This window comes from Lysinibacillus sp. NPDC097231 (genome assembly GCF_044761885.1).
Classification (GTDB): Bacteria; Bacillota; Bacilli; order Bacillales_A; family Planococcaceae; genus Lysinibacillus.
In genome coordinates this window covers 302,539-329,023 of sequence record NZ_JBIWDH010000001.1, presented here as the reverse complement: position 1 = coordinate 329,023, position 26,485 = coordinate 302,539, and the positions used below count along the sequence as shown (strand labels likewise).

General features: G+C 38.0%; 27 protein-coding genes. 21 read left to right on the top strand and 6 right to left on the bottom strand.

Translation table 11 applies throughout. The features are described 5' to 3' along the window. Positions 1–54: 54 nt before the first annotated feature. Entirely contained in the window at positions 55–420 is a 366-nt protein-coding gene (locus ACIQXF_RS01640; protein ID WP_402778184.1) for a YugN family protein, read from the bottom strand. A gap of 147 nt (positions 421–567) precedes the next feature. On the opposite strand from ACIQXF_RS01640, the gene ACIQXF_RS01635 reads away from it, so the two are divergent. After that, positions 568–1,692 carry a CAP domain-containing protein gene (locus ACIQXF_RS01635; protein WP_402778181.1) on the top strand — a complete coding sequence of 375 codons (1,125 nt, stop codon included), beginning with the start codon at positions 568–570 and terminating at the stop codon, positions 1,690–1,692. A 197-nt stretch (positions 1,693–1,889) separates the two neighbouring features. Next, positions 1,890–3,365: a UDP-N-acetylmuramoyl-L-alanyl-D-glutamate--2,6-diaminopimelate ligase gene (locus tag ACIQXF_RS01630; RefSeq protein WP_402778178.1), complete on the top strand. Its 1,476-nt coding sequence runs from the start codon at positions 1,890–1,892 to the stop codon at positions 3,363–3,365. Here the strand turns inward: ACIQXF_RS01630 and ACIQXF_RS01625 are convergent. Beyond that, positions 3,340–3,846 (bottom strand): PaaI family thioesterase, encoded by a 507-nt coding sequence (locus ACIQXF_RS01625; protein ID WP_402778175.1) that lies wholly within the window; start codon positions 3,844–3,846, stop codon positions 3,340–3,342. The two genes, ACIQXF_RS01630 and ACIQXF_RS01625, sit on opposite strands and share 26 nt — an antisense overlap. 86 nt (positions 3,847–3,932) lie before the next feature. Between ACIQXF_RS01625 and ACIQXF_RS01620 the strand changes: the two genes are divergently transcribed. Next, positions 3,933–4,379, top strand: coding sequence for a YlbF/YmcA family competence regulator (locus tag ACIQXF_RS01620; protein WP_402778172.1), 447 nt, complete (start codon positions 3,933–3,935; stop codon positions 4,377–4,379). Between the two features lie 331 nt (positions 4,380–4,710). Further along, a complete protein-coding gene (locus tag ACIQXF_RS01615) occupies positions 4,711–5,763 on the top strand; it encodes a tartrate dehydrogenase (RefSeq protein WP_402778169.1) in 1,053 nt (350 codons plus the stop codon). A 79-nt stretch (positions 5,764–5,842) separates the two neighbouring features. On the opposite strand, the gene ACIQXF_RS01610 is transcribed toward ACIQXF_RS01615, so the two are convergent. Continuing rightward, the gene (locus tag ACIQXF_RS01610) at positions 5,843–6,748 is read right to left on the bottom strand and encodes a glycerophosphodiester phosphodiesterase family protein (protein WP_402778166.1); all 906 of its coding nucleotides are present in this window, start codon (positions 6,746–6,748) and stop codon (positions 5,843–5,845) included. Between the two features lie 514 nt (positions 6,749–7,262). Here ACIQXF_RS01610 and ACIQXF_RS01605 point away from each other — a divergent pair. Continuing rightward, positions 7,263–7,535, top strand: a complete 273-nt coding sequence (locus tag ACIQXF_RS01605) for a YlbG family protein (RefSeq protein ID WP_402778163.1) — start codon at positions 7,263–7,265, stop codon at positions 7,533–7,535. 2 nt (positions 7,536–7,537) lie between these two features. Here the strand turns inward: ACIQXF_RS01605 and ACIQXF_RS01600 are convergent, their stop codons facing one another. Continuing rightward, positions 7,538–7,927: a DUF7147 family protein gene (locus ACIQXF_RS01600; protein WP_402778160.1), complete on the bottom strand. Its 390-nt coding sequence runs from the start codon at positions 7,925–7,927 to the stop codon at positions 7,538–7,540. A 55-nt stretch (positions 7,928–7,982) separates the two neighbouring features. Between ACIQXF_RS01600 and ACIQXF_RS01595 the strand changes: the two genes are divergently transcribed. The 3 genes from ACIQXF_RS01595 to coaD all read left to right on the top strand — a co-directional run bounded on the left by ACIQXF_RS01595 (position 7,983) and on the right by coaD (position 10,689). Beyond that, positions 7,983–9,404, top strand: a complete 1,422-nt coding sequence (locus ACIQXF_RS01595; protein ID WP_402778157.1) for an RNA polymerase II — start codon at positions 7,983–7,985, stop codon at positions 9,402–9,404. Between the two features lie 75 nt (positions 9,405–9,479). After that, positions 9,480–10,040, top strand: coding sequence for a 16S rRNA (guanine(966)-N(2))-methyltransferase RsmD (gene rsmD / locus ACIQXF_RS01590; RefSeq protein WP_402778154.1), 561 nt, complete (start codon positions 9,480–9,482; stop codon positions 10,038–10,040). Positions 10,041–10,197: 157 nt separating this feature from the next. Beyond that, complete coding sequence (gene coaD / locus ACIQXF_RS01585) at positions 10,198–10,689, top strand: pantetheine-phosphate adenylyltransferase (RefSeq protein WP_402778151.1); 492 nt, start codon at positions 10,198–10,200, stop codon at positions 10,687–10,689. Positions 10,690–10,765: 76 nt separating this feature from the next. On the opposite strand, the gene ACIQXF_RS01580 is transcribed toward coaD, so the two are convergent. Beyond that, the gene (locus ACIQXF_RS01580; protein ID WP_402778148.1) at positions 10,766–11,665 is read right to left on the bottom strand and encodes a hypothetical protein; all 900 of its coding nucleotides are present in this window, start codon (positions 11,663–11,665) and stop codon (positions 10,766–10,768) included. 118 nt (positions 11,666–11,783) lie between these two features. Between ACIQXF_RS01580 and ACIQXF_RS01575 the strand changes: the two genes are divergently transcribed. Next, entirely contained in the window at positions 11,784–12,830 is a 1,047-nt protein-coding gene (locus tag ACIQXF_RS01575; RefSeq protein WP_402778145.1) for a SepM family pheromone-processing serine protease, read from the top strand. A 53-nt stretch (positions 12,831–12,883) separates the two neighbouring features. Here the strand turns inward: ACIQXF_RS01575 and ACIQXF_RS01570 are convergent, their stop codons facing one another. Then, positions 12,884–14,095 (bottom strand): nucleotidyltransferase, encoded by a 1,212-nt coding sequence (locus tag ACIQXF_RS01570; protein ID WP_402778142.1) that lies wholly within the window; start codon positions 14,093–14,095, stop codon positions 12,884–12,886. Positions 14,096–14,300: 205 nt separating this feature from the next. On the opposite strand from ACIQXF_RS01570, the gene ACIQXF_RS01565 reads away from it, so the two are divergent. The 12 genes from ACIQXF_RS01565 (at position 14,301) to ACIQXF_RS01510 (ending at position 26,413) form a co-directional block, all read left to right on the top strand. After that, positions 14,301–14,834 carry a YceD family protein gene (locus ACIQXF_RS01565; RefSeq protein ID WP_402778139.1) on the top strand — a complete coding sequence of 178 codons (534 nt, stop codon included), beginning with the start codon at positions 14,301–14,303 and terminating at the stop codon, positions 14,832–14,834. A gap of 24 nt (positions 14,835–14,858) precedes the next feature. Then, the gene (gene rpmF / locus ACIQXF_RS01560) at positions 14,859–15,032 is read left to right on the top strand and encodes a 50S ribosomal protein L32 (RefSeq protein WP_010858320.1); all 174 of its coding nucleotides are present in this window, start codon (positions 14,859–14,861) and stop codon (positions 15,030–15,032) included. Between the two features lie 163 nt (positions 15,033–15,195). Then, a complete protein-coding gene (locus ACIQXF_RS01555; protein ID WP_402778137.1) occupies positions 15,196–15,963 on the top strand; it encodes an enoyl-CoA hydratase/isomerase family protein in 768 nt (255 codons plus the stop codon). 110 nt (positions 15,964–16,073) lie between these two features. After that, entirely contained in the window at positions 16,074–16,451 is a 378-nt protein-coding gene (locus tag ACIQXF_RS01550) for a transcriptional regulator (protein WP_402778134.1), read from the top strand. A 295-nt stretch (positions 16,452–16,746) separates the two neighbouring features. Beyond that, complete coding sequence (locus ACIQXF_RS01545) at positions 16,747–17,649, top strand: ketopantoate reductase family protein (RefSeq protein WP_402778131.1); 903 nt, start codon at positions 16,747–16,749, stop codon at positions 17,647–17,649. Next, positions 17,646–18,041 (top strand): DUF3397 domain-containing protein, encoded by a 396-nt coding sequence (locus tag ACIQXF_RS01540; RefSeq protein ID WP_402778128.1) that lies wholly within the window; start codon positions 17,646–17,648, stop codon positions 18,039–18,041. Before ACIQXF_RS01545 ends, ACIQXF_RS01540 begins: the two co-directional genes overlap by 4 nt. 300 nt (positions 18,042–18,341) lie before the next feature. Beyond that, positions 18,342–19,958: a bacillithiol biosynthesis cysteine-adding enzyme BshC gene (gene bshC / locus ACIQXF_RS01535; protein WP_402778125.1), complete on the top strand. Its 1,617-nt coding sequence runs from the start codon at positions 18,342–18,344 to the stop codon at positions 19,956–19,958. A gap of 254 nt (positions 19,959–20,212) precedes the next feature. Then, positions 20,213–20,644, top strand: a complete 432-nt coding sequence (gene mraZ, locus ACIQXF_RS01530; RefSeq protein WP_402778122.1) for a division/cell wall cluster transcriptional repressor MraZ — start codon at positions 20,213–20,215, stop codon at positions 20,642–20,644. A 252-nt stretch (positions 20,645–20,896) separates the two neighbouring features. Continuing rightward, the gene (rsmH, locus tag ACIQXF_RS01525; RefSeq protein ID WP_402778119.1) at positions 20,897–21,847 is read left to right on the top strand and encodes a 16S rRNA (cytosine(1402)-N(4))-methyltransferase RsmH; all 951 of its coding nucleotides are present in this window, start codon (positions 20,897–20,899) and stop codon (positions 21,845–21,847) included. Continuing rightward, complete coding sequence (gene ftsL2, locus ACIQXF_RS01520; RefSeq protein WP_402778116.1) at positions 21,848–22,216, top strand: cell division protein FtsL; 369 nt, start codon at positions 21,848–21,850, stop codon at positions 22,214–22,216. Further along, positions 22,213–24,429, top strand: a complete 2,217-nt coding sequence (locus tag ACIQXF_RS01515; RefSeq protein ID WP_402778113.1) for a penicillin-binding protein — start codon at positions 22,213–22,215, stop codon at positions 24,427–24,429. Before ftsL2 ends, ACIQXF_RS01515 begins: the two co-directional genes overlap by 4 nt. 61 nt (positions 24,430–24,490) lie before the next feature. Next, positions 24,491–26,413, top strand: a complete 1,923-nt coding sequence (locus ACIQXF_RS01510; RefSeq protein ID WP_402778110.1) for a stage V sporulation protein D — start codon at positions 24,491–24,493, stop codon at positions 26,411–26,413. Positions 26,414–26,485 lie beyond the last annotated feature (72 nt).

Sequence of the window (26,485 nt, the reverse complement as noted above, 5' to 3'; positions counted from 1 at the left end):
AAATGATTCCAATGTTAAATCGACATGCATGCTCCGTGATATAACTATCTAAAATTACGCTTGAATTTTAAAAGCATCTAAGTCTAATTTAACTTTTGTTAAGATTTCTTCGCATTTTTTTACAAGATGTGCTGGGTAAACTTCATCATCGCCATATTCAACACCATGTGGATAGTAGTATTTACCAAGCGCTGGTTTCATTAATGTTAGGATTGCGTCGTGTGCACCAACATCACCTGATTTTGCATATGTGAATACACGTAGGTAATAGCGACCTTCACGAGTATCGAAACGCTTATCAAATGTCATACGTTCGTAGTCCCAGCCGCCATCACATTCTAAACCATTTTTTTTCATGACGCTTACAATAAGTTCTTGATCAGCTGTTAAATTTTCAAGGTTAGTATTTTCAAAATACATCTATAATCCTCCTTTAGGTTCTCGTACATAGTATACGCTCATTTTTATAATAGAGCATATTCGACATTGTTGCAATGACAACATTGTGTCAACCCAATTACAATTGATATAATTACTTACAATAATGGTGATGAAAAGGAGTCATGTATGAAAGCTTTATTTCGCATTTTTATGGCATGTGCTGCTATTGCGTTGATCGGCTTTATGTTTTTTAATACACCGCGGGAAAATGAGCCACTTGAAGGACCGAATGCTAAATCTAATATTATTCCAAAAACGGAATTAAAACAGCCTGAAGTAGGGGCAATGACACGACCACAAAGTGGTATGTCAACATTGATCGGTCAAGGGGTACAAGCAGTTTTGAAACAATATGGTGAACCTGCACGAAAGGAACCATCGCCTTTTGGATATGAATGGTGGATCTATAATGCAAGTGCTTCTACATTTTTTATGGTGGGCGTTCAAAATAATATTGTAACACAAGTTTACATAGCTGGTGAAGATTTAGATGCTTCTCCTTTTAAGGTTGGTCAGATGCGTGATGAAATTTATCGAATGACACTTATTGATTATGAAGTAGCTGCGAATGTAGATGAAAATATTTTCGTTTTCTCGATGAGTGAAGAAGATATGCAGACACGATTGCTTGTGAAATTCGATGGGCTTTTTGCACAACTTTATATAGATAGAGAAACGAGTGAGCTTCAAGGGATACGCTTTACAGATAGTGAGACACTCGTTCTTCATCAACCTTATGATATGACTTATCAAGGTGAGCTCGTTATACAAACTCCACCCTCCTCCTTTTTACAACAGGAAATCAATGTAGCGAGTGCTGCACAGCTTGACGATTTGATAAATGTAGCAAGGGCTCATCATGATCTACCTCCATTAGTTATTGATAAGTCAATAGAAGAGGTAGCAAAAATGCATAGTGAAGATATGAAAGTTCAAAATTTTCTAGGTCATGAATCGCCCACAAATGGAGATTTAAAAAAGAGGCTAGAAACACAAGGCATCGAATATAGTGAGGCGAATGAGAATCTTGCAACTGCTTACTTTGATGCTATTGAAGCTATGCATGGTTGGCTCAACTCTCCAGAGCATCGAAAAGTTATTTTGAATGCTAGTTATTCGAAAGTCGGATCGGGTGTTTTTGTAAATTATTATACGCAAGTATTTATAGAACCTTCTCCTCAGACACTGGACAGTGAGAATAAAGACTCTGAGGAACCAGTATATACGGAACCAGTAGATGTATCACAATAAAGAAACTGAGGATTAGCTTGGCAAAATCAAGCTTGTCTTCAGTTTTTTTTCATGTTTTAATGACCGAATTCTCAACCATCAGTATGCGAAATAAAATGAGCAGGATAGTAGACCACTGTAACACAGAGCATCTACATTTTTCGTCACACCATTACAAATGCCGTCATATGATAGAGAACTGAAAGGGGGAATGAGAGTTGCAATTATCTGAGTTATTGAAAGACTGGCCATGTAGCGTAACTGGAGGATCCATTCGCACTAATATTACGGGCGTTGAGGACTATGCGCAGGCGGTAAAACCTGGAGATATTTTTATTGTACGAAAGGGGAAGAAAACATCAGGAAGTCGCTTTGTAAAAGAAGCCTTAGCTCGAGGTGCTGTTGCCATTGTATCAGAGGAGAGTATTTCATTACCTAATATGGATCAAAATATTCCTTTTGTTTGGGTTCCGAATACATCCTTATTTTTATCGTATGCGAGTGCGAAGCTTGCGGCTTTTCCGGCAGAAGCATTAACCGTAATTGCAATTACAGGGACAAATGGTAAAACAACAGTAAGCCATTTTGTGAGCCAATTGTTAAGGGCATTACATAAAAATGTAGCCGTTATTGGAACTGTGGGATTTTTCATCAATGGACAGAAACAACAAACAGCATATGAGCAATTAACGACTTTGCAGGCAAAAGAGTTGCATCCGATTTTAAAAAATTGTGTGCGAAATGGTGTTACACATGTTGTTTTGGAAGCCTCATCGATGGGATTACAGCAACATAGACTTGATCATTGCGATATTGATTGTGGTGTATTTTTAAATTTATCAGAAGACCATTTAGAAGATCATGGAGGATTGGATGCATATAAGCGTGCGAAAAAAAGGTTAGCAGACTTATCAAAAAAGCTAGTGTTAAATGGAGACGATAATTTCTGCCGTTCTGTCGGTATATACGATAAGAAAAAATCTTGCTCATTTGGCTTTGATAATCATAATGATTTACATATCCAGATAGTCAGTGAATCAATTGGAAAAACGGTACTTTGTTTACAAACATCATCGAGTGAGCATATTGTCGAAATTCCTTTTATCGGCAAATATCATGTGCAAAATGCAGTAGCTGCATTAATGGCTGTATGGCGACTAGGAATCTCCATAGATGAAATAGCAGAGCATATGTGGTCATTAAAGTTGCCAGAAGGAAGACTTGAGAAAATAGACAATCCATTGGGCCTTGATGTATATGTAGATTACGCGCATACTGCCGAAGCATTACAGGCCGTTTTACAAACTTTTGATCACTCAAAAACCCTATACCTTGTCTTTAGCTGTGGGGGAAATCGAGATAAGGCAAAACGTTTTGCGATGGGGGCAGTTGCTAGTAAGTATGCGGATGTCATTTTTTTAACTACCGATAATCCACGTGATGAAGATCCTATCTTAATTAATGAGAGTATTATTGCAGGCTTTACTGAGCAGCAATATTATGAAATCTATCTAGATCGAAGGGTTGCTATTCATAAGGCATTGGCCAAGGCAGAAAAAGGTGATATTGTACTTGTTGCCGGAAAAGGGCATGAACAGACCCAACAAATCAAGAATCAAAAATTCCCTTTTTCCGATCAACAATGTATTTTAGATTATTTTCTAAATCTTATGACTGAGGACGGCGTTGAATGACAAAGAAAGAGCCAGTAGCTATAGCAAGTTTTCGTCCAGTCTCATCCTCGATATCACATTCCATCACAAGTGTTTGACGTCCTTTATGTACGAAACGTCCACGAGCGATTAGTTCTTTGTTGGTTGTTGTAGCAATAAAAGAGACATTAATATTTGTTGTGACAACATTATAGCCTTCTGGTACCGAACGCGACGCAAGTCCTCCCATTGCTGCATCCGCAATTGTTGCTATAATCCCTCCGTGTGGGACTTTAATGGTATTATGGATAACCGGTGTAATTGGAATACGAACCTCACTGACATCGGGCTCAAATTTACCCACCATATGTAAGGTAGCATTAATATAACGTCGATGAATACCACGTTGTTTATCGCGTAGTCCAGATAATAGATGTAGTAGAACTTCCTCATCTTCAGCTGTACTGTCCTGTAAAATATCTGCAAGTAATTCTTCTATTTGTCCTTTGGATGATGTTGCCAATTAGAAAACTCCTTTATTTAAAATATCAATAATGTAAAATTACCACAAAATCTGTTATGATGGGAAAGAGATTGGGGGAATTAAAAATGATGATGACCTCTGACTGGGTAATCGTTTTAGATGAGGCCGATGCGCTTTGTAAGATGATCCTTTCCTCTGAGACTGCGAAAGTGCTACAACAAGCGTATGACGCTGTTTATGGCGATGCCCAATTGGTTGAAGCTATTTACGCATTTAATCGCATGAAAGAGCAGTACGAAGATGTACAACGTTTCGGAAAATATCATCCGGACTATCATACAATTATGAAATCGATTCGTCAGCAAAAGCGCGCGCTCGATTTAAATGAAAAGGTTTCGGCATTAAAAATTGCTGAAAACGATTTTCAAGATTTACTTGATGAGATAAGCCTACTTATTGGTAAAACTGTTTCAGAAGCTGTAAAAGTTCCTGTAAGTAATCCGTTCTTTTCATCCGGTTCTTCCTGTGGTGGTGGATGTGGCTCAGGTGGTTCTTGTTCATGTTCTGCATAAAAAGAAGGGGTGTCAGCGACACTTCTTCTATTTTTTTATCCGCATAAAAGAGGTAATTTATCTTTATTCAGCCAATGTTTACTGTGCGACAGTAACAGATGTTTTTTGTATCGAAAGCATAGCGACAGCGGCAAATGTTTTATGCGCGAAAGCATAGTGACAGCGGCAAATACGGAAGACTCCCACCTCTGCAGGAAGTGACGGTTTTAGGTTAACTTCCTACAAATAGTACAATTCAAAATCCGGACGCAATTACGCCAAGGCGAAATTGATTATGAAAAAATGTATAGTAATTGAATAAGCAATGTTGAAATTTAAGGAGGACAAACAGATGAAAATTTATCGAATTGCCGTGATACCTGGGGATGGAATTGGTAAAGAAGTTGTACCAGCAGCGATAGAAGTTCTTAATAAAGCCGCTGAATTAGACGGTAGCTTTCAATTTGAGTGGACAACATTTCCGTGGGGTTGTGACTATTATTTAGAGACGGGGAAAATGATGCCTGATGATGGAATTGAAATATTGAAAGGGTACGATCAAATTTTCTTAGGTTCGGTTGGTATGCCTAATTTAGTTCCTGATCACGTTTCGTTATGGGGGCTACTTATTAAAATTCGCCGTGAGATGAAGCAATCTATCAATGTACGTCCAGCAAAGCTACTCCAAGGATTAACTTCACCTTTACGTAACCCGAATGGCTTTGATTTTGTTGTTGTGCGTGAAAACTCAGAAGGAGAATATGCTGAGAGTGGCGGGAGAATACATAGTGGACAGGATGAAGTTGCCATCCAAAATGCTATTTTTACAAGAAAGGGTACAGAACGTGCAATGCGATATGCATTTGAAATGGCGAAAACTCGCCGTCAGCATGTTACAAGTGCTACAAAATCCAATGGAATTACTTACAGTATGCCTTTTTGGGATGAAGTATTTGCACAAGTAGGTAAAGATTACGACAACATAGGACAAGTATCTAATCATATCGATGCGTTAGCTGCCTTTTTAGTGATTAAACCAGAAAACTTTGATGTCATCGTTGCATCAAATCTATTTGGTGATATATTAACAGATTTAGGTGGTGCTATTATGGGTAGCATCGGAATTGCTCCAGCAGCAAATTTAAATATTGAACGACAATATCCATCCATGTTTGAACCAGTTCATGGCTCTGCTCCAGATATTGCAGGAAAAGGGATTGCAAATCCGCTTGGACAAATTTGGACAGGGAAAATGATGCTTGATTTCTTAGGTTACCATGAGCTTGGCACAAGAGTGCTAGCGGCGATTGAAGCAACATTAGCACAAGGCATTAAACCAGCAGATTTGGGAGGCACCGCGACATTGCGTGATGTCACAGATGTAGTACTGCAGCATTTACAATAATTGATCAAAGGCTAGACATAAAAGGTAAGGGCATTTTGTATATAGCCCTTACCTTTTAATATGAAAGAAAACTATACTCTTATTCTTGCGTTTGTAGTAATTCTACAGCAATATCAGGTCGATCAGTGATAATCCCTTTTGCACCATTGCGAATCAATTTATTCATTGTTGCCTCGTCATTAATTGTCCAATAGTGAACAGGAATATTTAAATTTTTTAAAAACTGGATAAACTTCGGTGAATCCAATGTAATAACACCTGATTTTGGTGGTATTTGGAATACATCTACTTTTGGGTGATATAAATGTCCAAATTGGCTTGAGAAAGAAGCGAATGCTTTGCGAACATCTGATTCACCTGCACCTAGCGCTACTTGATTTTGAGCATATAAATTAAAACGATCTATCTGCTCTCCGTAAAAGCTTGTGACAACTACTCGGTTCTCTACCCCAAGTTCTTCTATTAAACGCCATAGCTTAGAAGGCATTAAGCTTCCTTCATACGTATCTGGTGCATCCTTAATATCAATATTTACCAACATATTTGGATAAGTTTCTAATAGTTCACGTAATGTTACAACGTCTAATTTTTCGTTCCGATAAGGAAATTCTCCATCAGCATTTTCAAATTGATAGCCGTGATTTAATGCATTTATTTCTGCTAAAGTCATATCTGCAACAAGACCGAAGCCATCTGTCGTACGATCAACAGTATCATCATGGAAAACGATAATTTCTTCATCTTTGGTTAAGCGAATGTCTATTTCAAAGCCATCTACGCCTAATTGCGCGGCTTTTTCAAACGCAGGCATTGTATGCTCAGGTGCTATATGCGCACCGCCGCGATGTGCGAGAATAATTGGGTGATCAAATTGTAATGCTTGTTTACCTTCACGTTGTTGAGGTTTAGAAATAGCTTTACTACCTGCCCAAGCAGCTGCACTTGCCGCTGCGATTGCAAGTGCAATCTTCGTTTTTTTACCCATATTCGTCCTCCTTAACAATTAAAAAGATATAAAGTGAAACTTCAACCAGTGGGGGTTTTCTTCATCTACCACTGATTGTTATAGAGGAACACAAGCTAAGTACTCCTCATCCTATGGAAACGCTTGTGTGACCAACATCGTGTTGGCCTCAATCGAGCTTTTACGGGTGATCTCCCACTTATATTTTTACTTCACATAAATCTTGAAGTAGGAGTCTTGTACCTGACGCTTCGCTTTCGGTACAGATAAATTACTACCCGTTTATGCGGGATAAAAGGTTCTGGCGAATTCACTTTTGAATTTGAATCAACGAGCAAACAAAATCAGAGAAGTTCTGACTATGGACGTCTAAACTAATAATTCTATTAACTTGCATAAGTGAATGTAAAACTCTTAATCAACGTTGTATGCTTTTCCATTATAACGGAAAAATGAGCGTTCTGTCAGCTAAACTCTGTTGCTATCATTTTCCGGTCTATGGTATTCTTTTATGTAAGAAATGAGGGAGTATTATATGAACGAACGACAAGGGCTAATCGTTTACGTCCATCAATTAAAACATGCGAAGTCTCTTCGAAAATATGGTCACGTTCTTTATATTTCTCGTAGGCAAAAATACGTCGTGCTTTATTGCGATCGAGAAGAAATAGAGATGATGACAACAAAACTACAACGCCTTCCATTTGTGAAAGACGTTGTGGAGTCTTATCGTCCCTTCGTTAAAACTGAGTATGAAAATGCAAAACCAGATAAAGCGAAGGAATATGACTACAAAGCGGGTCTATAGCATTATGTTAATGCTGGGATATAGTGATGAAGCCTCATTATTCCGATTAAGTATTGATAAAATAGTTTTGATTCCGAAAATATAGATGAGTGCTTTATTTCTACAACAACCGCTTTTCGACCTAGTTGTTCTATACTTTCTTCAAACATTTTTTGTCGTTTTGAAGGCTGTTCTTCATTAAAGGGGATGCCTTCTCGACAAATGTAAATCGGCATAAATTTACTTTCGCCGACCGGCTTTAAAGCGACTGCTAAAGAGGCAACATTTTTTTCTTCTTTTGTGGAAGTTAGTATAAAGGCTTGATGGAAGCGGTCTTGATTGGTTCTCACTAATTCAAGTAGCTCATAGACATCACCATAGCCTTCACCTAGTTCTATAAATTGTTGTGGCATTAATTTGCACATCCTTTCCAATACACATAGTATCATGCTGTGGGAGGTCAAGCACATGAAATTTGCAATCAGTTTTTTTTCCATACTAGCATTAATCATTACGGGAACTATATTTTTCCAATATCATGCCTATTCATCTGACTTAGAAACAGGCAATGGCGAGTTCCATTACTCACAAGAGATAGAAATTGTCTATCGCGAAAATAGCTTGGATATTCGACAGCATTTTAAAAATTTACCTAACCAAAAGGTGAAAATTAAATGGCCAGAAAATGCGATAAACCCAAGTTGCTTTATTGAAAACGAAAAAAGCTGTGATCGTTTATCAGATGAAGTTTCCTACTTTGCAAAAGGAGAGACTAAATCTCAATCTGTTTCATACATAGTTCCTATTGAGGGTGGCTTAAAAGATAAAATGCTCATCCAGAATGTCTTCGCCACATTACAAAATGGTGAAGCCTCGTATTCAGTTGTACATATTTCAACAGATAATAAAATTGTTGGTCAATGGATAACTGGCTTACCTTTAATTGGTCAGCAACAACTATCACTTGTTAACTATACAATGTTTAGTGGGTATGGTACAGTGCGTGATATCTATTGGCAAAAGGGTAATCTAAAGGTACAACAACAAACACCTGTGTTATCAATTTATTCACAGGGAGCTATTTCAAAAGATTTTTTAACTTCATTGGAAAATTTACAGTTTATAAATAACCAACACATTGCTATTATTCAAGAAAAGAATCCAATAAAAGAACATGATGATCGACTACTATTTTTACCAACACTAACTGCACAGGCTGTTGAGCAGGAAGTTATACTATCACAAATAAAGTCACAATATAAGTTTGAAGATTCTCCAACATGGTTGCCAGAAGTAGTGGCTTCCTATTTAGTGAATGGTTCTATAGGCTCGGAGAAAACAAAGGAAATCGTGAAGACATTAAAAGAGTATATGACATCTAACCAAAAATCAGCATGGCAGGAAGCTATGGATAAGCTTGGGGAAGAGCCAATTTCACCAACAACAATGGACGAGCTTTTAACAGAGGTATTAGGTGCAAAAACGTCTTACTTTAAATTAAATGCTGCCCAAGAAAATGGTACGTATCCACTATTATTTGAAGATGGGCGAAGTGTTTATGTAAATGATACTTTGAAAAAAGATGTCGATGCTATTCTCTATCAAGGACAAGTACTATATACTGCGGATACATTATTGCCATATCTAGGTTATACTGCTGGTGAAGGTAAAAATGGATATTACGTAAATGGTGATAATCGCACGTTCCGATTCCCGAAAGAACCAGGATTCTACGTATTTAATCAACGTAGATACTCCACTATTTCACAACCGATTGTTAAAATTGCCAATCATTATTACATTGAAGAAGCTTGGCTACAACGATTATTTTTAGTAGAATTACAAAAAAGTGATGGTCGTATTCAAGTCTTAACACAAGGACAAGAATAATTTTTTTGCAGCGGAGGGTTTCTTTCGCTGCAAAAAACTTTTATATGGAAACAGAAAGTACGGTGATTTGCATAGATGAGAGTTGTAGCAGGAGAACGAAAAGGAATGCCATTAAAGGCGATTGCAGGGAACACAACGAGACCTACAACAGATAAAGTAAAGGAATCCATTTTTAATATTATTGGTCCATTTTTTGATGGGGGTATAGCGCTTGACTTATTTGCAGGAAGTGGTGGCTTAGGCATCGAATCTTTAAGCAGAGGAGCTGAGCGCGCTGTATTTATCGAAAAGGATGCAAAGGCATTCCAAGTGCTCCAGGAAAACATTAAAAAATGTCGCTATGAGGAGTGTACTGAGCTCTTTCGTATAGATGCAAAGCGTGCTGTGAAAGCGCTATTAAAACGTGATATTACGTTTAAATTAGTGTTTTTAGACCCACCGTATCATCTCAAAGAATATTATGACTTAGTGCAGGTGCTAGTTGATAATGATAAAGTTCAACAAAATGGCATCATTTTATGTGAGCATGCAAAAGAGGTAGAATTACCACAGAGTTTTGGGGACTTTGTATTAAAAAGACAAGAAACATATGGCGGAACGATTATATCGGTTTATCTTCATTCAGTGGGTGTCTAGACACCTACTGAATAGAGGAACTTAGGTTAAGAACTTCACATCTTGTGAAAACGCCTGAGTGACCAGCAACACATGTTTACTGTAGCGAAAGCGAAGCGTCAGCTACAATTACGTCAAGGCAAAATTGATCATTGTGCAGAGGAAGAGGGAGAATAAGTTGTCAGAGAAAATTGCTGTAGTTCCTGGAAGTTTTGATCCTGTGACATTTGGCCATTTAGACATTATTAAACGTGCGGCAGATGTATTTGACACAGTTTATGTAGCGGTTTTAAATAATTCATCAAAGCAACCATTATTTTCAGTAGAAGAGCGTATAGCTTTAATGGCTGAGGTTACGAAAGCATTGCCTAATGTACGCATAGAAAGTTCATCTGGACTTCTGATAGATTATGCTAAAGAAAAAAAAGCAAAGGCGATTGTCCGAGGTTTACGCGCTGTTTCAGACTTTGAATATGAAATGCAAATTACTTCGATGAACCGTTTTCTTGATGAAACGATTGAAACGTTTTTCATCATGACAAAAAATCAATACTCGTTCTTAAGCTCAAGCATTGTTAAAGAGGTAGCGAAATACGGTGGTAATGTCGTCGAACTTGTTCCTACTTGTGTAGTAGGAGCCTTAAAAGAAAAGTATGGATTTACTAAATAATTTACAAAGAGGATGTCTTATTTTAAGGCATCCTCTTTAATTGCATTTTGGATTTTTTTGGTCAACGATGATTATGTTATTTTAAGAAAAAAAGAGCATAAATAGTCGGTACAATGATTATGCTAAGTAGGCGGAATTTTATATATGGTCGAACGGAAAGCTTGGCCGATTTCGCAATAACAAAAATTTGCAAATGGATGCTAATACTTTGCATTGTGAGCAACATGACAACGAGTAATGGTAGAAGTGAAAGATTGGGAAAGGCTGTGACGGTCATTTTAAGACCATTTGTAACTTCGAGAATAGCGGCTATGGATAGCTCAGCTGTATGAGGGAGTTTAGGTATCAATTTATCTAAGCCCTGTTGTACGATCGTCTGGATGGTAGTGAAAAATATGATTGTAGTTCCCACTAATAGTATTGTCGGTGCTGTTTCTTTTATGCTTTCTGAGAAAGGTGCGGCATACAAAGGTGTATTGTGGATAGAAATGCTAGGTGGATCAGTTTTACGAAATAAAAAATAACCAGTAATTAAACAACAAATATTAAAACTATGTAGTAAACATAAAAATATCCATCCGAACGTATTACTGTGTAATAAATCAAGGCTTACAAAACCCAATACAAAAAGCGGACTGGGTGCATGACATACAGCCAGTAAAAAGTTTGCTTCTTTTGGATGTAATTGCCCACTGTTTTTTAAGTAAACAATTGTTGTTGCCCCAGTTGGATACCCCCCAAGTGCACTAATGATATAGGCTTGTACGTATAAAGAAGCTCTTTTGGTTTTTGTTCGCATAGGTGCCGTTAAACGTAACAACCATTGCGTTAAAATAAGATAAGGCAATAAATAAGGGAATAGCGCATCCATAAAAAGGGTTAAACCTAAATCGGTTCCATGATGTGCTGTTTGTGGGAATAATAAGAGTAATAGAATAAGAACTATGCAGAGCGCTATTTGAATTGTCGCATACATGTTATCAACTCGTTTCAACTTTTTGTCATTCACATAGGCAAATGCTAAAATCAATATATGTAAGAAAGGCAAAAACATGAACGTATGGTTTTGCGAGCGTCCTAGGAGGTGTTATTGAATGAAGAAAAAAATAAGTATTTATGCAGTGTTATTAGTCGTTATTTGTTTTTTAATGTTATACCGACTAGACGCTTATATTATGAAGCCCGGAAGTGCATATGATGTCAGTAAATTTGTTACCGTCGAAAACAATCATACAGAAGATAAAGGATCCATGAGTTTAATGACGGTAGCAATGCAACAAGCAACGCCTTTTTCATATCTATGGGCAAAAACTCAAAAATATCAGAAAATAATGGATATTACCCAAGTTCGAAATCCGTTGGAAGATGAAGAAGAATATAATGTTCGACAGATTAAACTAATGTCCGATTCCCAATTCAATGCAAAGTATGTAGCATTTGGGAGAGCGGGTCTTAAAACAACGATTCACTTCAACGGTGTTTTTATATTAAATGTCCTGGATGGCGGTGCTTCAGAGGGACTATTAAAAGCTGGTGATGAAATCATTGAAGTAGATGGGCAAAAAATTGGTAACCAACAGATGCTTGTCGATTTGTTACAGACAAAACAGCTTGGAGACAAGGCGACAATTAAATTTATACGGAATCAAAAAGAACAAGAAGTAACGATTACATTAAAGGAAATTCCTAGGGAGGAAGAAAAAAGAGCTGGTTTAGGTATCTCGTATGCTGAAAGTAAATCGATTGAAACAAATCCGAACGTGTCAATGGAAACAGAAGATATTGGTGGTCCGTCTGCAGGGCTTATGTTTACACTAGAGATTTTAGATCAACTACTCGAAGAAGATTTAACAAAAGGTTATGCTGTTGCGGGTACGGGAGAAATGCTGATTGATGGCTCAGTTGGAAGAATTGGTGGTATTGACTATAAAGTCATTGCTGCTGATCGAGATGGCATGGAAATCTTCTTTGCGCCAGATGATGAAATTTCTTCGGAAATGAAAGCAAAATATTCTGATCTGGAGTCTAACTATGTAACTGCAGTAAAAACTGCGAAAGAAATTGGTACGAAAATGAAAATAGTTCCTGTTAAAACTGTTGATGATGCAATTGAATATTTAAAACAGTTACAGCCAAAATAACAAAGATGCCAGAAGTGTTCACTTCTGGCATCCTTTTCGTGATTTTATACTACTTAAAAACGAATCGGTGGTGTTTGATAATCTCTTGGAAGACTTAACATCTTTGTTCCTTGTTCTATGCTTGAATTGTAAACTTCTGCCACATGAATATCTATTGCGAGCATAACGTCATCCGTCGCTGCAACACGACTGACTAAAGGTAAAGTGATGTCTTTTTTATACTTTCCTAGAAAGGCTTGTCCTTTAGTGCTCATACCAAGTAAGCGAATATAAGATGGAGCATCGAAGCTGTGTAATTGTTCCTTTGTAAATCCGGTATAAATATGTGTGAGCATACGCTGAAGACGTGTCCACGTATAGCGTTTAGATTTAATTTTTTCCATAAAGCTGCTAAATGAATGACTTGTTTTTGCAGCCTTAATAAGGGCATTCTCAATGCCTTCCGTTACTTCAGCGTAACGAGGGAGTTCGCTAGGCGTATGACGAATAAGTGTAAACTGTAAGAATGGCCAAAACGTTTCCCAACTTGCAAAGTTATGATTTTTTCCGTACCAATCAGCTAAATTATCAAATGATGCTTTGGGAAGAACATCATGTACACTTTGTAGTTCGCTGGTTGATGCTAAGGCCTTGCGAATACCTGTGGCACTAGCAATGGACGCGCCTTCTTGCAATGGATCGTGGTATCCTGCCGCAATACGAGGGATCGTTAAAGGCTTTATATTACTACCTAATGTCATGGCAGCCTCAATATAATGAAAACCAAGTATATTATTTGGTTGTGCCAAGTCAATGTATGTAGCAGGAAACTTTTGAGAAAGCTGTTCATAGGCATAATGTAGACTTTTAGGATAGCTTACGCCTGTTTTGAGGCTTTCTTTAATCAGATTGTCATATTCAGTGCGATGATTGTTAATGAGCTGGAACGTATTCATAAAGGGTTTAATAGAACCATCTTCACTCCCAAAGGCAAAAGAATCACAGCCAATTGCAGAAAGTAAGAAAATCGCTCCTTTTGCGAAATCAGTTGCTGGTGCTGTACTAAAGACATAGGGTAGCTCGATAACAATATCAACTCCTCCTGAGAGAGCCATTTTTGTGCGTGTCCATTTATCGACCATGGCCGGTTCACCACGCTGCAAAAATGTTCCGCTCATTACAGCGATAACAATATCTGCCTGTGCTACTTTTTTTGCCTGTTCCAAATGATAGGCATGTCCATTATGAAAAGGATTGTATTCTACAACTACTCCGACTGCTTTCATTATTAAGCCCCCTTTTATTCAGTAATCATTTGCTTTGCGTTCATAGTAAGCTTTGGAGTCTAGCGCTTATTAAACGTTTTGAAGCAAATACGCAATTCTTAGTATATAATTATAGGTGGGTTTTAAAGGGGTGACAAGAAATTATCTTGACATCTATTTTTACACATTATATAATCAACAGTGTTGTCTCGAGGTGATTAAACGAATGAAATGGTCAATTCATCAATTATCTAAATACCGCCAAAACGGGATGCCAATCGATGCCTATGTCCAATTGGACGAGGTGATGGAGCGAAACCAGGATATTCGAGCAATTTCGCCCATTCATGTAAAAGGGCTATGTACTTTCGGTGCATCGCAAATGACATGTCAGTTAACTGTGACTGCAACGTTAACACTTCCATGTGCACGCACGTGGGAAGATGTTGTGTTTCCTATCAATGTTGAGACAGTTGAAATATTCAGCTGGATTGACGAAGAAAAACGAGGGGAAGATGACGGTGACATTCACTATATTGATGGTGAGGTAATCGACATGAAGCCAGTGATCGAGGAGTTAGTACTTCTTGAGGTACCTTTGCAAGTGTTCAAAGAGAATACTGAAGGACAGGTGCAGGGTGGTAAAAATTGGTCTTACGCAACGGATGAAGACGTTGAACTACACAAAAAAGCTGACGAACAAAAAGTGGATCCAAGACTAGCTGAATTAGCTAAGTATTTTGATCAAACAGACGAATAGACGATCTGTAAGGAGGTGCCATCAATGGCTGTACCATTTAGAAGAACTTCTAAAACTGCAAAAAGAAAGCGTCGTACGCATTTCAAACTATCTGTACCTGGTATGGTAGCTTGCCCAAACTGTGGTGAAGCGAAATTATCACACCGTGTTTGCAAAGCTTGCGGACAATACAAAGGTAAAGAAGTAGTAAGCAAATAATACAGTGTTTGCTCACTTAGAAGGCTAGTAGAGAGACCATGGCTCTTTACTAGCCTTTTTCTTGACTCGAAAAGACCGAATCTTTCGCTAATAATGAAAAGATATATAGTGCTATAATAATTGTGTGATACAATTTATCCAACGGGACAAAGGGGGAAATAGTATGGCTTATACAATTGACAACAAAGAAGGTATCATGACATTTACCATTAATCGGGAAGAAAAGCGAAATGCTGTTAATGATGAGGTTATGGATGGCCTTCAAGAAGTAATTACATATATTCAAAATCATGATGATGTGCGTTTTTTAGTTGTGACAGGTGCTGGGGATAAATCATTTTGCTCAGGAGGAGATTTATCTGAGTTCCATTCGCTTGAAACTGAGGATGAGGCGTTCGGAATGCTAAGTAAGATGGGCGAAATATTATATGACCTTGCAACACTACCTGTGCCAACGATTGCCTTGATAAATGGAACTGCTGTTGGTGGAGGTTGTGAGATTGCAACGGCCTGTGATTTTCGTCTGGTGGCCAGTCATGCAAAGTGTGGTTTTATACAAGGGACATTAGCAATTACGAGCGGCTGGGGAGGCGGCACATACCTATTTGAACGAGGCTTACGCCATGATCGTGCAATGAAGATGCTAGTCGATGCGAAGCCCTACTCAGCGGAACTACTATATGAAATTGGGTGGGCTATGCGTGTTTTTGAAGGCTCAAAAGAAGAAGCGTTGAATGATTTTATAGAAAATATGCGTAAAATTCATCCTTCAGTTCATAAAGCTTATAAAGAAATCGAGCTTCGTAAATGGCGTGAACGTAATATGTATGAGCGAGTTATGGAGGAAGTGCGAACATGTGCTAAATTGTGGGAAAGTGAAGCTCATCACGAGGCGGTTAATAATTTCCTAACAAAGAAGAACAATAAATAATGTATAACGGCAGTGATTATAGCAAAACATAATCGCTGTCTTTTTTAATTCGATGATTCTATTTTGCTTGCTACTGCATATAGTAGTAAAAAATGCGAGGGTGATAGATTATGGAATTGAAAAAAAGAAAAGATCAATGGACAAAGGAAGACGATGAAAGATTAGCAGAAATTGTGTTGCATAATGTGCAAAATGGCAAAACACAGCTAGAAGCTTTTGAGTTAGCTGCTATTGAACTAGGCCGTACAAAACAAGCCTGTGGTTTCCGGTGGAATAAAACGTTGCGGGGGCAATATAGTCAGTCATTACTAGCTGTGCGAAATCAACCGCAACAATCGATGCGAAGCCATTTAAAATTGGCATTAACAAGTTTTGATGAATTAACAGAGGCTTATCAAAGTCTTGAAATTAGGCACCGTGAATTACAAAATGAGCATGATAAACTAGTGAAATGGTTGCAACAAGGCTATTCTTTAATGAAAGATTAAAATGAGAAAATCATCGTAAATGAGAAAAGTGCTGAAGAGTAAGCTTACTTAGAAAAAATATAAACTAGAATGAAAACATAATCTGGTAAAATAAACGATATCTTATCGTAAACGATCAGTCAATCCTGTATAATAGAAGAACCTGGATAGGAGGTGCCTTAGAAATTTTTTCTAAGGCACCTCCTTCTGTAAAGTGAGCAAAATAAAACATGTGCTTTTTGTATAGAACTATTATTAAAAGGACGTTTTCTCCTATTGAGAAGACTCTTTGTAATGTGGGAGGTGTCAAAGTGATATGAATGTAGCAGTTATTGGTGCTGGTGCTGTTGGTCAATTAACGGCCAGTTTTTTAGCTGAGTCTGGTATGTTTGTGACGTTGGTTGCAAGAAGACAAGAGCAGGTAGATGAACTTAATGAAAAATATTTAACAAGAATGAATGTTGATGGAACAAAAACAGTTCAAAGGGTAGCCTCTACAACACAATTAAAGGAGCTACCACAACAAGATTTAATAGTGGTTGCGGTTAAATATGGTCAATTACAAGAGTTATACGAACAGCTGTCAGCGTTATCAAGCCAAGTACCGTTGCTGTTTATGCAAAACGGCTTAGCTCATTTTGATGAAGCGCTACGATTGCCACAAAAAACTATTGCCTTTTGCTCTGTGGCGTTTGGCGCTCAAATGATAGATCAGTCAACGGTTCAACATAGAGGTGTTGGGGTTTGTAAAATTGCGATAGAACGAGGGCGTAGTGATGTATTCAACAAGTTGCTACTACTAGAAAATACTTTGTATCCAGTTGAATTGGTAGATAATGCACAACAAATGCTATTTGGAAAAGCTGTATTCAATAGCTTGATTAATCCGTTAACGGCTGTTTTGCAAGTGAAGAATGGGGAGTTAGTAACAAATAAGCAAGCGTTTTTGTTAATGCAAACTATCTATCGAGAGTTAACAGATGCTTTTAGAGGCATAGAACAATCTATACCATTTTCAGAGGTGATAGTTTTATGTGAAAAAACAGCGGAAAACACATCTTCAATGCTAGCGGATCGGATGCAGGGGAAAAAAAGTGAAATTGAGACGATTGTTGGGGTAATTCTAGAAAAAGCTTTAGCAAATGGTCATAATTTGCCTACTTTGCGTACTTTATATCACCAAGTACTTGCGATAGAAGAGAGTGGTGAAAAACGTTGAAAGATATTTTACATATTATAATTAGTATCATTATTTTTTGTCCAATCCTCCTTTTTGCGATTGTCTATGTGATAGGTCGAAAGGTTAAAATTCGCGGCACTCATGCTTTTGGGGCTGCATCGGATGTCACGACAGTGTGCTTGTTTTTTTCAGTACCGCTCGCGATTGGTGTGCTTTGGAGTGTTAATGTTGGAGCGATTTTGGTAATTCTAGCGCTAATGATGGCAATGATTTTTACATATATCGATTGGCGAACGAAAAAAGAAATTGAAGTGAAACCCCTACTTATAAAAATTTGGCGCTTTCAATTTTTAATTTTAAGTGCGGCCTATATTGTTATTTGTATAGTTGGAGTCATTCAATCCGTTTTAGAATATTTACTAGTTGTCTAAGCATTTTCTTTTCATGTTGAAGCCATAAGCGTTAAAATAATAGCATTAAAAATGTTTCTATATAATTAACCCTATATAAGAAATGGGATGGATAAAAAACCATTTACTTTGCTAACGCAATAAATGTCTAGAAAATACTGTTCTCTTAATGGGGTACGGGTTTTCTACATATTTGTTGGGAATTGTCATTATGAATAAACGTTCTAAGGATAACACGCATAGTATTAATTGAACTTATCTTAATTCAATTGCTTATTAAGGGTGAAAAGATGATTTAGTGAGTAGAGGAGTTTTTGTTAAATGAAACTGGAGTCAATCCAAGTACCCATAAAAAATCGTGTGCTAGCAGATTATTGGTCGCCAAATGCTGCCATCCATGAGTTTTTTGAATATGAATATAACGATAGATCTTTTGAAAAACGAGTGAAATATTTAGAGCAGCATGCCAAAGACCAAAAAGAATTAACGGCAATCATCCGCCAATTTATGGAGCCGCTTGGTATATCAAAAAAAGCGAATGAGCATTTACAACAACTAGAGCAAGGAGCTGTTGTGGTTGTTGGTGGGCAACAAGCAGGTATTTTGACAGGTCCTCTTTACTCGGTGCATAAGGCAATTTCGGTCATTACATTAGCAAAAGAGCAAAGTGTAAAGCTTCAAAGACCAGTTGTTCCTATTTTTTGGATTGCTGGGGAAGACCATGATTTAGAGGAAATTAACCATACGTTCACTGTGCATGGTGTAGATGTTAAAAAACGCGCTTATGGGGAGCGTTCAAGACGCAAAACAATGGCTTCTGCAACAACTATAAACAAAGAATCCATGGCGCAATTAATTCATACCATTGCGAAAGATATGGGTGAAACAGAATTCACTGAAATGCTTATTAAACAATTAGTAGATACTCTTAATAAGAGTGAAACATTTACAGACTTCTTTGCACAACTTATAAACCAATTGTTCAAAGATGAAGGTTTATTGCTCATTGATGCAGCGGATTTTGAATTCCGTCAATATGAGAGCAGCAACTTTGCTCGTATCATTCATCATAATGAAGAAATTGCTAGAGTAGTAACAGAGAAGGAAGAGCAGCTAGAACATGCAGGTTACGGCTCGCCTATAGTAGCAACAAAGGAAGCGGCCAATCTATTTTTTGTAGAAGATGGAGAACGTCATCTTTTAGAAAGAAAGAATCAGCAATTTGTTAATTTAGCAGCGAATATAAAGCTATCGCACGAAGAACTTTTGGGAATTGCTAATAAGAATCCAGAGCAATTGAGTAATAATGTTGTCACACGTCCTTTAATGCAGGAAATGACATTGCCAGTGTTAGCGTTTGTTGGTGGTCCAGGGGAGCTTGCATATTGGGCTACATTGAAGGATGCCTTTTCAGTGCTAGGTCTGCAAATGCCAATTTTTGCTCCGCGTCTTCATATTACGATTGCCACACGTCAAGTAGAACAATTATTACGTGAGTATCATTTGAATGTTGCTGATGTGTGGAATGGAAAAGCATTAGAGCTTAAGGAGCAGTTTATTACAGAAGTACAGGACACTGAAGCGACGCGTCAAATTCAAATAATGCAACAAATGCTTTTAGAAAAATATGATGAGCTTCAATGTTATTTTGGGGAGCAACAATTATCACTAGATAAAATACTTGTGAAAAATAAAGAAAATCATCTAAAGCAATTTGAGTATTTACAGCAAAAGATTGAACAAACTGTACTTAACAAACATGAAACGACTATCCGGAAATTTATGACTCTTCAAAATGAGCTATATCCAAATGAGGGATTCCAGGAAAGAACTTATAATCCTTATCAATATTTCAATGAGTTTGGACCTATGTTAGTTACCGAAATGCTCAAGCAAAATTACAGTATTGGAAATCACCACTATATACTTTATATGTAATTTCTAACAATTATATCTTTGTACCTAAATAAGATTATGAAACAATGTGGATTTGATGAACATTGTCGATTTTAATAGTAAATAAAGAGCTATCCAGCTAAGGGTAGCTCTTTATTTATGTCATTTAGCATAGAGTGAATAATTTGTTGAAGGTCTAAACACACATTCAGTGTTTAAAAGTCAAGTTTTTTTTAAAAAAAGTGGAGGAAAGTGGGGGGATGTGGTACATTATTTAATAAAGTGGGGTGACTAGCATGTTCATGGGAGAATATCAACACTCTGTTGATGCGAAAGGACGATTAATCGTGCCCGCGAAATTTCGTGAAGCCTTAGGTGAAACGTTTGTTGTAACACGCGGACTTGATAATTGTTTATTTGGCTATCCTATGGATGAATGGCGAAAACTCGAAGAAAAATTAAAGGGCTTACCGATGACCAAAAAAGATACACGTGCATTTGCAAGGTTTTTCTTTTCTGGGGCGACGGAAGTAGAGATAGACAAGCAGGGTCGCATTAATATTCCTTCAACGCTAATGCTACATGCACATCTTGAGAAAGAATGTGTAGTGCTAGGAGTCTCGAATCGAATTGAGATATGGGCGAAAGAAGCTTGGGAGGCTTACTTTAGTGAGTCTGAACAATCCTTTAATGAAATTGCAGAAAATATGATTGGCTTTGATTTTTAACTTTTGTTGAGACGTTTTAACTTCTTTCAGCAGAAGTCTCCCACCTCTATAGGTGATGAGATGAATGTGGTTTTAGGTCACTTTTCAGCGGGTGTCCAAACACCTGCTGAAAGAAGTTAAAGCCTCCGGCGGATGTCACGGAATCGGGAAGGAGTTCTTTGTGCAAGCACAAAGCCGATTCCGGACGCAATTATGCCGAGGCATAATTGATCGTTAGTTGAATGAAGTTAAGGCCTGAAGGGAGCGAGTGGTATGTTCGATCATACAACCGTGTTATTAAAAGAAACTGTTGATGGGTTGAACATCGATCCTGATGGTGTTTATGTGGACTGTACGCTAGGTGGAGCAGGACACAGTGAGTATTTAGTACAACAATTATCTGATAAAGGTCGTTTAATTTGCTTCGACCAAGATACGACAGCTATTAACAATGCGAAAATTCGATTAGCACCATATATCGAGCGTGTGACATTCGTCCATTCGAATTTCCGTTATTTGAAAGAAGAGTTATTAGCTCTTGGTATCGAGCAAGTTGATGGTATTTTATATGATCTAGGTGTGTCTTCACCGCAGTTAGATACGCCAGAACGAGGTTTTAGTTATCATCATGACGCACCTCTAGATATGCGCATGGACCAAACGGCACCGCTTACGGCATTTCATGTTGTAAATGAATGGGCATATGAAGATTTAGTGCGTATATTTTTCCGTTATGGAGAAGAAAAATTTTCGAAGCAAGTTGCTCGTAAAATCGAAGAGGCGCGTAAGGTGGCGCCGATTGAAACTACCAGCCAACTAGTAGAACTTATTAAAGAGGGTATTCCAGCAGCGGCTCGCCGAAAAGGTGGACATCCTGCGAAGCGCATATTCCAAGCAATACGAATTGCTGTAAACGATGAGCTAGGCGCGGCAGAAGATTCTTTAGTCGATGCGATTGATATGATAAACGTTGGTGGACGCATTAGTGTCATTACGTTCCACTCATTGGAAGACCGATTATGCAAGACTATTTTTAAGGAAGCGTCATCATTACCGGAGTTACCACCAAATCTACCTGTAATTCCTGATGACATGAAGCCAACTTTAAAGCTTATCACGAGAAAGCCTATTGTTCCTTCTGATGAAGAATTGGCAATTAACAATCGTGCGCGTTCAGCAAAGCTTAGAGTGGTGGAGAAAATTAACGACAAAGGGCGTGAGTAAATGGCAGCAGTTCGTGTAAGGCAGCACCAACATCAACAAGTGCAACAACCGATAACACCACCTAGTCCACAACCCACTATCATACGTCGTAAAAAAACGAACCAGAAGTTTGAAAAGACAATGCTAATCGTTTTTGTTGGCATTATTGCTGTATTAGGAGTACTAGTGTTAAATAAACAAGCAGCAATTCAAACAACAAGTATGGACATTCAAAAAATCGAAATTGAAGCAGACGAGATTGCGAAACAGAATGTTGACTTGACAGTTCGTGTAAGTGAACTTTCTACATACGAAAATATATGGAAAAAAGCGAAAGAACTCGGTTTAACTCAAAATGAGAAAAATGTAAAGGTAGTGCCGGGAGAATGAAAAAAAAGAGATTTCGATTCCAATGGGGAGCCTTTCTATTATTAGTTTTTTATGGAGGGCTCTTTTTTCTATTATTCACAAGAATGGTGACATTACAGGCTACAGGGGAAGTTGAAGGACAGGAACTTGCAGCGAGAGCAGCTGCAAAGTATAGCAAAGAAAGCGCAATAACAGCGAATCGTGGGAAAATTTATGATCGAAATGGACAAGTAATTGCGGAGGATACACTTAGCTATCGATTAATCGCAGTTGTCAGCGAAAAGGCCACGACGGATAAAGATAATCCGCGACATGTTGTAGATCCGGAAAAAACGGCAAAAATTTTAGCAGAAAATATTCCTGGTATGAACGACGAAGAAGCGATTTATAAGCGATTAACAAAGCTAAAAGATAATGGCGAAAAGCCTTATCAAGTTGAGTTTGGCAATGCAGGTCGTGGAATTAGTCATGAAACCATGAGTAACATCAAGGACATGAAACTACCGGGGATTCTTTTTGTGAGTGATTTAAAACGCTACTATCCAAACGGTATTTTCGCCTCGCACTTAATTGGCTTCGCAGTGAAAGAGGAAAATCAGGATGGCTCGGTCACGACAAAAGGGAAAATGGGGCTTGAGCTTACCTATAACAAAGAGTTAACTGGAAAAAACGGTAAGATTGAATATGAGACAGATGCTTTCAGTTATCTATTGCCGAATAGTGAAAAAATGGTGACACCCGCTAAAAATGGCGATGACATTTATTTAACAATTGATAAAACTATTCAAAGCTTTTTAGAGGAAGCAATGTCTAAAGTTGAAATGGAATACAATCCTGAATCCATGACAGCTATAGTGGCAGATCCGAAAACCGGAAAAATACTAGCAATGTCCCAGCGCCCTACATTCAATCCTGATACACGTGAAGGCACAAATATGAAGTGGTTGAATGAGGTTATTGAAGAAACGATTGAACCAGGCTCGACATTGAAAACGTTCACGCTCGCATCAGCGATTGATACAGATACTTGGCCACCAAATGCAACGTATATGTCAGGTAAATATAGAGTTCTTGATCGTGAAATTAGAGACCATAATAATGGGAGAGGTTGGGGTCCGATTACCTATTTACAAGGATTCCAACGTTCTTCCAACACGGCAATGGCACACTTATTAAATCTTATTGGTGAAGATGTCTTTTATGATTATTTAGATAGATTTGGTTTTGGCAAGAAGACAGGCATTGATTTACCGAATGAGGCATCGGGTACACTTTTATCGCAATATCCAATTCAACGTGTTACAACAACATTCGGTCAAGGTTCTACAGTAACGCCAATTCAGCTTATTCAGGCTATGACAGCAATAGCGAATGATGGGAAGATGATGCAACCTTATGTTATCGATCGAATTGTTGATCCATCGACAGGAAGAACTATTCAAAATCATAAGCCGATTGAAAAGGGACAGCCAGTTTCAGCCGACACAGCGAAGCAAGTAAGGGAAATCCTTGCATCTACTTTAACAGCTGAGCATGGTACGGCGAAAGACTTTATCCTTGATGAATATGAAGTTGCAGGGAAAACGGGTACTGCCCAAATACCGAAAGCAAGTGGTGGTTATCTTGCAAACGAGTACCTGTATTCATTCCTAGGAATGGCTCCAGCAGATAACCCAAAGCTTATTATGTATGTTTCAGTGAAAAAGCCAAAATTAAAAAATGAGCTTGGCTCTGTCCCAGTTTCAAAAGTGTTTAAGCCGGTAATGATAAATAGTTTAAAACATTTAAACATTAACCCTGAAGAAGTACAGCAAGTTGACCATACAACAATTCAAGATTACACAGGTAAAAATGCTGAAGCAATTCAAGTTGAACTCGCAAATGATGGTCTACAGCCAGTTATTGTGGGCAGTGGCGGTAAAATTATTGACCAATATCCAAAAGGTCCTCAAAAACTTGTTAAAGGTAACTTTGTGTTTTTAAAGACTGAAGGTGATATCACACTGCCAAACTTCACAGACTGGTCATTGCGTAATGTCCTTGTTTTCAAGTCGATGGCAAATTTAGAAATTGAAGTTGTTGGAGAAGGCTTTGCAACTAGTCAAAGTGTATCGGCAGGTACTGTCATTTCGGATAGTTCACCGATAGTCGTGAAATTGAAAACTCCTGCAGAAAGCTTTATGAAAGACGTTGAAACAGCATCTGAGGGTGAAATTGAACATACAGATGATTAATAGACACTGAATAGAAGTCCACTTTATTTCATACGTTGTAAAAAACAAGGTGTGATGTCGAATGAAGTGGATTTCTATCCATTCCAAAAAGCGTTTACGTATATTATACGTATTATTTATGTGTGTAGCTGCTGCTATTGTCATTAGAATTTTCTTCTTACAGGTACTGGATCAAAAAGAACTAACAAAGAAAGCCGAAGAAAACTGGGATCGGGAAATTCCATTTGCAAATGAGCGAGGGCATATTACGGACCGTGATGGAAAAAGTATTGTCACCAATAAACTTGCACCAACTTTATATTTCATGCCTTCTCAAAGTAAGGATATTGAAGGTGCAGCAGCCAAAATTGCCCAAGTGCTTGAAGTAGATGAAAAGGTTATTTTTGAAAAAATAAATAAAAAAGGGAAGGAATTTTTGGTGAAAATCGCACCTGAAGGAAAGAATATCCCCTATGAAAAGGCAGTGCAATTACAAGGCATGCAGATTGAGGGATTATATAGTGGTGTCGATTATTCAAGGGATTATCCATATGGTACCTTACTATCACGTTTTTTAGGTTTTACAGGCTATGATGCACAAGGTTTAGCGGGAATAGAATATGAATATGATAAGCTTTTACAGGCCAATTCCTCGGCGATCCGGCTCTTTACAGATGCGAAAGGTAATAATTTACCAAACGTAGCAAGCTCATGGAAAGCTGGTGAAGATGGCGCAACAATAGAGCTAACGATTGATGTGGATGTACAACAGGTCGTTGAACGTGAATTATCTCAGGCTATGGATCGTTATGAAGCTGACCAAGCGTTAGCCATTGCTATGAATCCAAATAATGGAGAAATTTTAGCGTTAGCATCGTATCCAACCTTTAATCCATCGGAATATCAATTAGTAGAGCCAGCTATCTATAACCGAAATTTACCGGTTTGGATGACATATGAACCAGGATCGACGTTTAAAATTATAACGCTTAGTGCAGCATTAGAAGAAAATTTAGTGGATTTAGAACATGATACTTTTTATGATCCAGGCTATTCGATGGTTGCGGGAGCTAGACTGCGTTGCTGGAAACGTGAGGGCCATGGACATGAAACCTTCCTTGAAGTTGTAGAAAATTCTTGTAACCCTGGCTTCATAGAATTAGGACAGCGACTGGGTAATGAAAGATTACTACAATATATTAAAGATTTTGGTTTTGGTAAAAAGACAGGATCTAACATCGCAGGCGAAGCTTCAGGGATTTTATTTTCAAAGGAAGCCTTTGGGCCTGTTGAGCAAGCAACAACTTCCTTCGGCCAGGGGGTAGCCGTAACACCAATTCAACAAGTGCAAGCAGTAGCCGCAGCAATAAATGGGGGCAAGCTTTATACGCCTTATGTTGTGAAGAAGATTTTCAATCCGAATACTGGAGAAGTTATAAAAGAGACTGAACCGGAAGTGAAAAATCAGGTTATTCGTGAGGAAACATCTGCAAAGGTCCGGGGTGCATTGGAATCAGTTGTAGCAAAGGGCTCTGGTCGACAAGCCTATCGAGATGGATTACGTATTGGAGGGAAAACTGGTACTGCGCAAAAGGTAGAGGACGGTCGTTATAAAAGTGGCGAATATATCGTATCTTTTATTGGCTTTGCTCCTGCGGATAACCCACAAATTGTCGTTTATGTAGCAGTTGATAACCCGAAAAAGACTACGCAGTTTGGTGGTGTGGTAGCAGCTCCAATTGTTGGTCAAATTATTGAAGATGCTGCACCTTTTGTTGGCATTGAAAAATCGAAGGACCAGCTTGAAAAAGATTACCGTTGGGGTGATCCAATCACTGTAAAGGTACCAAGTTTTATTGGTCAAACAAAGGATGATATTGCCAAGCAACATTATCCATTCCGTATTGTATGGCATGGAGAAGGGACTAAAATTGGCAACCAATTGCCTGAAGTGGATAGTGTTATCAAACAAGATGGCACCATTCATCTATATTTAGAGAACTAATATAACTTTACCTTTAAAAAATGGGAAAGAACCACTATTATTATGAAGGGTAGTAATAAATAAATGAAAGTT

What these genes read in the sequence shown, in the direction of transcription:
- ACIQXF_RS01640 (WP_402778184.1), bottom strand. Translation starts at nt 420, where the DNA reads ATGTATTTTGAAAATACTAACCTTGAAAATTTAACAGCTGATCAAGAA.
- ACIQXF_RS01635 (WP_402778181.1), top strand. Translation starts at nt 568, where the DNA reads ATGAAAGCTTTATTTCGCATTTTTATGGCATGTGCTGCTATTGCGTTG.
- ACIQXF_RS01620 (WP_402778172.1), top strand. Translation starts at nt 3,933, where the DNA reads ATGATGATGACCTCTGACTGGGTAATCGTTTTAGATGAGGCCGATGCG.
- ACIQXF_RS01615 (WP_402778169.1), top strand. Translation starts at nt 4,711, where the DNA reads ATGAAAATTTATCGAATTGCCGTGATACCTGGGGATGGAATTGGTAAA.
- ACIQXF_RS01610 (WP_402778166.1), bottom strand. Translation starts at nt 6,748, where the DNA reads ATGGGTAAAAAAACGAAGATTGCACTTGCAATCGCAGCGGCAAGTGCA.
- ACIQXF_RS01605 (WP_402778163.1), top strand. Translation starts at nt 7,263, where the DNA reads ATGAACGAACGACAAGGGCTAATCGTTTACGTCCATCAATTAAAACAT.
- ACIQXF_RS01600 (WP_402778160.1), bottom strand. Translation starts at nt 7,927, where the DNA reads ATGCCACAACAATTTATAGAACTAGGTGAAGGCTATGGTGATGTCTAT.
- ACIQXF_RS01595 (WP_402778157.1), top strand. Translation starts at nt 7,983, where the DNA reads ATGAAATTTGCAATCAGTTTTTTTTCCATACTAGCATTAATCATTACG.
- rsmD (WP_402778154.1), top strand. Translation starts at nt 9,480, where the DNA reads ATGAGAGTTGTAGCAGGAGAACGAAAAGGAATGCCATTAAAGGCGATT.
- ACIQXF_RS01580 (WP_402778148.1), bottom strand. Translation starts at nt 11,665, where the DNA reads ATGTATGCGACAATTCAAATAGCGCTCTGCATAGTTCTTATTCTATTA.
- ACIQXF_RS01575 (WP_402778145.1), top strand. Translation starts at nt 11,784, where the DNA reads ATGAAGAAAAAAATAAGTATTTATGCAGTGTTATTAGTCGTTATTTGT.
- ACIQXF_RS01570 (WP_402778142.1), bottom strand. Translation starts at nt 14,095, where the DNA reads ATGAAAGCAGTCGGAGTAGTTGTAGAATACAATCCTTTTCATAATGGA.
- ACIQXF_RS01565 (WP_402778139.1), top strand. Translation starts at nt 14,301, where the DNA reads ATGAAATGGTCAATTCATCAATTATCTAAATACCGCCAAAACGGGATG.
- rpmF (WP_010858320.1), top strand. Translation starts at nt 14,859, where the DNA reads ATGGCTGTACCATTTAGAAGAACTTCTAAAACTGCAAAAAGAAAGCGT.
- ACIQXF_RS01555 (WP_402778137.1), top strand. Translation starts at nt 15,196, where the DNA reads ATGGCTTATACAATTGACAACAAAGAAGGTATCATGACATTTACCATT.
- ACIQXF_RS01550 (WP_402778134.1), top strand. Translation starts at nt 16,074, where the DNA reads ATGGAATTGAAAAAAAGAAAAGATCAATGGACAAAGGAAGACGATGAA.
- ACIQXF_RS01545 (WP_402778131.1), top strand. Translation starts at nt 16,747, where the DNA reads ATGAATGTAGCAGTTATTGGTGCTGGTGCTGTTGGTCAATTAACGGCC.
- bshC (WP_402778125.1), top strand. Translation starts at nt 18,342, where the DNA reads ATGAAACTGGAGTCAATCCAAGTACCCATAAAAAATCGTGTGCTAGCA.
- mraZ (WP_402778122.1), top strand. Translation starts at nt 20,213, where the DNA reads ATGTTCATGGGAGAATATCAACACTCTGTTGATGCGAAAGGACGATTA.
- rsmH (WP_402778119.1), top strand. Translation starts at nt 20,897, where the DNA reads ATGTTCGATCATACAACCGTGTTATTAAAAGAAACTGTTGATGGGTTG.
- ftsL2 (WP_402778116.1), top strand. Translation starts at nt 21,848, where the DNA reads ATGGCAGCAGTTCGTGTAAGGCAGCACCAACATCAACAAGTGCAACAA.
- ACIQXF_RS01515 (WP_402778113.1), top strand. Translation starts at nt 22,213, where the DNA reads ATGAAAAAAAAGAGATTTCGATTCCAATGGGGAGCCTTTCTATTATTA.
- ACIQXF_RS01510 (WP_402778110.1), top strand. Translation starts at nt 24,491, where the DNA reads ATGAAGTGGATTTCTATCCATTCCAAAAAGCGTTTACGTATATTATAC.